Source organism: bacterium, from assembly GCA_035559435.1.
GTDB lineage: Bacteria > Zixibacteria > MSB-5A5 > WJJR01 > WJJR01 > JACQFV01.
The window spans coordinates 41,379-47,969 of record DATMBC010000045.1 but is presented as its reverse complement, the minus strand read 5'-3'; the positions used below and the strand labels follow the sequence as shown (position 1 = coordinate 47,969).

4 protein-coding genes are annotated in these 6,591 nt (G+C 62.0%); 1 reads left to right on the top strand and 3 read right to left on the bottom strand.

The window, feature by feature from the left end; all coding sequences use genetic code 11:
• Positions 1 to 199 precede the first annotated feature (199 nt).
• Entirely contained in the window at positions 200 to 853 is a 654-nt protein-coding gene (locus VNN55_05105) for a hypothetical protein (protein HWO56924.1), read from the bottom strand.
• A gap of 412 nt (positions 854 to 1,265) precedes the next feature.
• The gene (locus tag VNN55_05100) at positions 1,266 to 4,388 is read right to left on the bottom strand and encodes a tail fiber domain-containing protein (protein ID HWO56923.1); all 3,123 of its coding nucleotides are present in this window, start codon (positions 4,386 to 4,388) and stop codon (positions 1,266 to 1,268) included.
• Between the two features lie 599 nt (positions 4,389 to 4,987).
• On the opposite strand from VNN55_05100, the gene VNN55_05095 reads away from it, so the two are divergent.
• Positions 4,988 to 5,527 (top strand): DinB family protein, encoded by a 540-nt coding sequence (locus VNN55_05095; GenBank protein ID HWO56922.1) that lies wholly within the window; start codon positions 4,988 to 4,990, stop codon positions 5,525 to 5,527.
• A 34-nt stretch (positions 5,528 to 5,561) separates the two neighbouring features.
• On the opposite strand, the gene VNN55_05090 is transcribed toward VNN55_05095, so the two are convergent.
• Positions 5,562 to 6,431 carry a hypothetical protein gene (locus tag VNN55_05090; protein ID HWO56921.1) on the bottom strand — a complete coding sequence of 290 codons (870 nt, stop codon included), beginning with the start codon at positions 6,429 to 6,431 and terminating at the stop codon, positions 5,562 to 5,564.
• Positions 6,432 to 6,591: the final 160 nt, after the last annotated feature.

Sequence of the window (6,591 nt, the reverse complement as noted above, 5' to 3'; positions counted from 1 at the left end):
ACCGCCCGCCGCAGGCGGGCTTGCTGTGGGAATCTATCCATCACGCGTGCGGCGATATCCGAGCTCGCGGATCTGAAGACCGGCGATCGCGTTCGCCGTCGGTGACATACCCACCCTCCCGCCGTAAGCGCGAGCCGTTTACGCCGGAGGGTGGGGCACCCGGCGTCGATGGAGAGAAATATCCCCTTACCTCTCCCCCCTACTTCGGCGGGGTGTGCGAGACGTTGCCGGTCTCGGGGTCGAAGTAGTGACGATGGGGCATGACGCTGGGGCCCAGCAAGTTTCGACCCGCCAGAACCAGCTCCCAGACGACGCTGTCCAGCGCTTCCTGGGTGTGCAGGTCCCGCGGCGGGGGAAGCCAGTAAACGGATGTGCCGGGCGTGAGAACGGTGTCGAAGTCGACTTGCAAGTCGGCGTGCGCCGAGTCCCTGGCGAACCTGGCCGTCATGTGGACATAATGATCACGGCCTTCGAGGACATAGACGATACCCCATGTCTGATGATCATGGAGCGGGGTGGGATGCCCCTTCTCGAAACGCGCCAGGAAGAGCGTGACGCTGTCGTCGCCACGCGTGGCCAGCACGGCGGCGTTGGATTTCGGACTGCCGTGGATCTCCTGGAGCTTGGCGTTATCCCTCAGCATCGGTTGTCCCGCCAGCCGGGCCAACGCCTCACGCACCAGGGCCATCGCCGTATCGGTGACACCGTAGCGGGCGACGGCGGACCCGGCGATCGCAAGCGTCGTGTCGAATTCTCTCTGCAGGAACTTGTTGCCCGGCGCTTCCGGTTGGTCGGTGGCAACGGCGGATGACAGTCCGAACACCACCAGCGCAGTTGTCAGCAGTGCTCGCATCTTCTTCCTCCATGGACTGGCGTTCTCGTTTCGAAATGACTCGAAGCGCGGTTTCCTTGCCGGAGACATTTAAATACCGGACAATTATGGTGTCAATGCCGCTTGCGTGCACAGCGCGTCCGCCGGCTGCGGCATCAAGACCCCACGACGGGCGGGTGGCCCTGATCCCCGATTCTCGTAAGGCGGTTTCCAAAGGGTGGCCCTGAGACGCTGTTTGCACCAGGGCCCGCCTGACACACTGCATCAACGCGGGATGCCACATGAATCGTCGGATCCACCAAGTTGGTTCGCCGCGTGTCGGGGGCGTTTGAATGCCCCCTGACGAGAGAGGGACTCGTCAGGGCCGCCCGACCGTGCCGTGAGCGTTGGCATGAGGCATGCATCACGGTTGCCCAGCTCACGATCGGCCTAACTACTTTGAGCGCGTCGCCAGAGTCTCCCTGATGCTCTTCAGTTCGTTTTGCAGTTTTATGACCGCCGTTTCGAGCTCCTGATTCCGCTTGCAGAGGGTCTGGATGGCCGCGAGCGCAACGCCGGACGGGTCGATCGTTGAAATTGTCCTGTCGTTGCTGCCAACGCCGAATAAGCGATAGAAATCCTGCGCGACGGGCCCGATGTGCGTGACGCTGTCGGGATCATCTTTATAGTTCCATCTCGTGATTGGCAACTGCACGACCTTTTCCAGCAGGCAGTCGCCGTCCAGCGGCCGGAAGTTTTCTTTGCTCTCCGCGCTGGATGCGTTCGTCCAGACGCCGGTTGTCGTGAGGTGAGCTCCCGGGGAACCTGCGGTCGTGGTAATAAACTGACCCGCTATGGGTGTGGCCGTTCCAGAGGTGTTTGTAATGTAAAGCCCTGCATTGGCGCGGAGCACCATTTGCCCATTGGCACCCGACCTGATTGAATCACTCACTACACCGCTTCCACCAGCGGCGATCACGATTGAACCCTGGTGATGTGCTTTGGCATTGAAGCCAGCCGCCAGCGAGCGTAGTCCTCGCGCCTCATTCAGTTGTCCACCGACCGCGACCGCCTGCGATCCGGATGCTATGTTCGAAAGCCCACAGCACACAGTTGAGTTCGACGCCAACGCCTCATTGTATTTGCCACCGCCGATAGTCGATGAATGACCGCTCGCAGTATTGTTGAGTCCTCCCGCGATGACGGAAGAATCTCCGCTCGCCAGATTGTTCCGCCCGCCACCGATCACCGAGTACTCCGCCGAGGAGCTGACATAATTGCCGGCGCCGCCCCCGATGAATGAGCTGCTTCCGGCGGCCGTGTTCGTGTCCGAGTCGAGCTGCCCGCCTCCGCCGCACACAACGCTGTACTCTCCTCGAGCGTGATTTCGATATCCGCCGCTGACCGTGGCGGCCAGCGCCGAAGCATCATTGGCTGTGCCACCGCCGATGCTGGCGCCCTGATCGGTCGCCCGATTGGAGAAGCCGCCGGACACCGTTGCGCGAAGGCCACTGGCAACGTTGCTCTTTCCTCCGGAGATGACGGAATTCTCACCGGAAGCAGAATTTGAGTCGGGCTCAAAATCTCCGCCGCCACCGCCGACGAAAGCGAATTTCCCACGGGAGTAATTCCGGCGTCCTCCCCCCACAGTTCCGTAATCCCCTGATGCGGTGTTCATACCACCGCCACACACGGTTGCGTTTTGTCCGGACGCCGCGTTGGAATCCTTGTCCAAGTCCCCGCCGCCTCCTCCGATGAAAGAATATGCCCCGTGGGCGCGCCCATGGCGTCCTCCGCCGACCGACGCGTATCGCCCAGTGGCGGCATTGGATCGTCCTCCGGAAACGGTGGTATTCTGGCCGGCGGCCGCATTGGAATCTGCGGATGCGTCGCCGCCGCCCCCGCCGATCACGGAATAGGGGCCATGCGAGCGGTTGTTCTTGCCTCCTCCAACGACGCCAAAGGCGCCGCGGACGAAGTTGGCTCCACCGCCGGCAATTGTCGCCCCGATGGCCGCGGTGACGTTACCACCGCCACCTCCGATCGTCGTCGAGTCCGCGACGGCCAGGTTCGCCCTGCCACCTCCAATTGTTGAATTCGTCCCATAAGCGGCATTGGAATCCGTTTCCGCGGGCCCACCGCCGCCGGACACGACGGAATAGCGTCCCCTCGCTCGATTGTGTCGTCCGCCGCCGATGCTTGCCGCCGTGTCCCCGGCAACATTCAGGATTCCTCCAGCAACATTCGCTGCATAGCCCGCAGCGCGATTTCCTGTACCGCCGGGGATGGCGGAAATCACACCCGTTGCCTGGTTCTCCTCGCCGCTACCGACAAATGACCCGTATCCCCCCGCTTCGTTGAGTATACCACCCCCGACCGTTGCGTAGCTCTGGGACGCCGAATTGCTTTCGCCGCCGCCGACAGTGCTGGCCGCGCCTGTGGCGACCACGCCATCTCCACCTCCGACAAACGCGTGCGGTCCTTCGGCGACATTTCCACTTCCGCCCGCGACGGTAGCATGTTGTGCGGTTGCCTGATTGGCCCGGCCACCGCCCACCGTCGCATTCACCTCGCTGGCTAAGTTTCGCGCACCAGCCACAATTGTCGATGAGTCGCCCGAAGCGATGTTGCCTCTGCCGCCTCCGACGAATGCGTTGGCACCCAATGCGGAATTCGAATCAGAAGCAACGAGTCCGCCCCCCCCGGCGACGGCTGAGTGACTGCCGCGCGCCCGGTTGAATTCGCCCCCAGAGACGGTTGAGGCATTTCCGCTGGCGATGTTGTTGTGACCGCCGCTGACTGTGCTTACTCCTGCATTCGCTTGATTGGTGAGTCCTCCGCCGACCGTGGACCAATCCGCAGGCGTCTGGTTGCCTTCGCCACCTCCAATGGCAGACCAGATTCCGGACGCGACATTGCCATCCCCGCCAACAATCGCCGAGAGTTCTCCGGCCGCTTGATTATCCTTTCCTCCGGCAACAGTCGCATAATCGCTGCCGGCCGTGTTCGCTTCGCCGCCACCGATGAACGCATGTCCTCCAGACGCAGAGCTGCCACTTCCACCCGTGATCGAACTCCAGTGTCCGCTGATCGTTTGTCCCTCGCCCGCGGCAAACGAATGAATCCCTGTGTTCGTGTGCCCCGGCCCAATGGAGACTTTACTGGTGATTGTGCCGCCAGAAGCGCCGTCAACTGTTGCGACACGGAAGCTGAATGGTGCGGTCACGAGGCGTACGCGCGGCAGTGTTGTGCCGTTGACAGTGATCTCAAGCCAACGCACAGAGTCGGCAAAGACGGACTCGCCCAGTGGGTTGATCGCGCCGATCAAACCGATCCATAGACCATCTGATGACGACGTAATCGTCTGCGCTTCGCCCGCGCCGCCGGGCCAGATTTCACTGCCTCCAAATTCGGCGTCGAAGATGCGGAAGACAAACGACTTCGGTCCCGCCACCAAGGGAAGACCGGCCGCGTCGGTGAGTTTGCCTTGCACGGTAATGCTTGTCGGGACGGCGGCGTGCGAAACAGTGCCAACCAAAATCACGCCACACGCGGTGATGATCATGCGGGCGCGCATGGGATTCCTCCTTGAGAGTGCCTGAACTGACGGTCAGAGAGAGGACAGACAATCACCCGTCAAAGACGGATGTGTATATTTGTTATAGAATATAAGGCAGGATTTGCGGACTGAAACGGTGGAATTATTGCGCACGATCCCCCGACGCAGAACCTGCTCACTGGCCCTTACGTGATTCCCCGTCGCCGTAATCTGCCTATGCTTTAGAGTTGGTCCCATATCCCTAATGTCTTCTTGCCCACTCGGTTAGAGGGCCGGGCGGCCTCAGTTAGTGAGATGTGCGGCCGCGGTCTCCGACCGCGGTTTCGCGAAGCGAAACGACAGCAGGCACGTGTAGACAACCATCTCCCGATTAGGGGTTTCTACCCGCCGGCAACGACTCGTGAGTTGTGTCAGCATTGTTGTGCCTTCGGCACGCCGTGGCGGTGTGGCCCTGACACGCTTTTTGTGTCGGGGCTTGCCCAGGCCGCATTGAAATCACGGGGTAGATCGTGGCGGGGATTGTATCGCCGACATGTTCGTGAGGTATCAAGACCCCACGACGGGCGCTTGAAGGCGCCGCGGTTTTCGGCTATATCATGGGCGGAGGTTAAGGCGCCATGTCAAACGATGCCGTATTGCGAATCCCCGAAGCCATCGCGATTCTCCGGCGCACGCCGCCGCTTTTGTCGGCGTGGCTGTCGGACCTGCCGGAGGAGTGGACATCCTGCAACACCGGACCGGAAACGTTTTCACCTTATGACGTCGTGGGGCACCTGATTCACGGCGAGCGGACCGACTGGATGGTGCGTCTGCGGCACATCCTGGCGCATGGCGACACGATTGCCTTTGCCCCGGTCGATCGCTTCGCCATGTATCACGAAAGCCAGGGCAAGACATTGGCCATGCTGCTGGCCGAGTTCGCCGAACTGCGCGCCGCAAACCTGTCGGCGCTGGCCGACATGCGGCTCTCCCCCGCCGATCTCAGCGCGCCGGGACGGCATCCGGCGCTGGGACCAGTCACCGCCGGGCAGTTGATCGCGACCTGGGCGGTGCACGATCTCAATCACATTGCCCAGATTGCCCGCACGATGGCCTTCCGCTACCGCGACGCGGTCGGCCCCTGGCGGGAGTATCTGTCGATCCTGCCGCGCGGGTAATGCCGCGGCCGGCTCTCCGCGCGCCCGATGGGGATCAACGGTCGCAGCACTCGCTGCAACTGCCGTTGCCGCTGCCGGAGGAGCCGATATACCCCTCCACCTTGAGCTTGAACCCATCGGCTTCGACCTCGACCGATTTGAAGCCGCACGCCCACGCCCACTCGTACTCCATAATGCAGCAGTTGTCGGCCAGCGTGGTCTTGCAATTGACCTTGGCGTCGCCGCCGGTCATCGTGGCCGAGCAGTCTTTGTTGCAGATGATCTGCTGACCCGAGCAATCGGGTTTCAGGTCGGCGATGATTTCGCCACGGGTCCACCCGTTGAATCCCTTGTGCTTTTCCCAGATCCACCACATGCGAATGTGCGCGCACCGTGTTTCCGCCGCCAGAAGGGTCGAAGTCCCCGCGCCGCTGATGTTGTAGAGGATGTTGTCGTAGATGATCTCGTCGTCGCTGGTGACGGTGAGCGTGGTGAACTCGTCGGTGCCCTTGCGCCAGCGGGTGCGCACGACATACTGGCCGATATCCAGCATGGCGTCCACCCCGTCGCGCCAGTCGGCGATCATCGCGGGGGTGATCGCCGGATCGTCCTGCAACCGGGCGACATTCACCGAAGACGGATCGGAAGGATCGCCGATCGGCAGCCAGGCGCCGGGGTCGGTGATTTCATCCAGCAGGTCCTCGATGTCTACGGCCGTGGCCAGTGTCCGGTCGCAGGTCCAGCCGAGCGCCTCGACATTGGCCGCGAAGAGATCGTTCCAGTTGTTAAGGGCATCCTCCAGCAGGTCCTTGGCCGCCGCCGGCAGAGTGCAATTGGAATTGCTCGACTTGTCGTCGTCGCAGGCCGTCAACGCCAGCGCCAACAGGAAGGCCGGCAACGCCCGGCGCCCATACGCCGTAAACATATGCTCCTCCGTGAGAGAAAGGTTGCACTTGGTCCAAAACTGAAAGACGGAGGAAATATGTCCGGTTGGCTGCGCCAGTCAAGCGTAAATCGGAGCATTGTGGTCCGGTCGGGAAGGCGACGGCCTTACACCGCCGCTTGCGATGAGCTGACGGGATTTC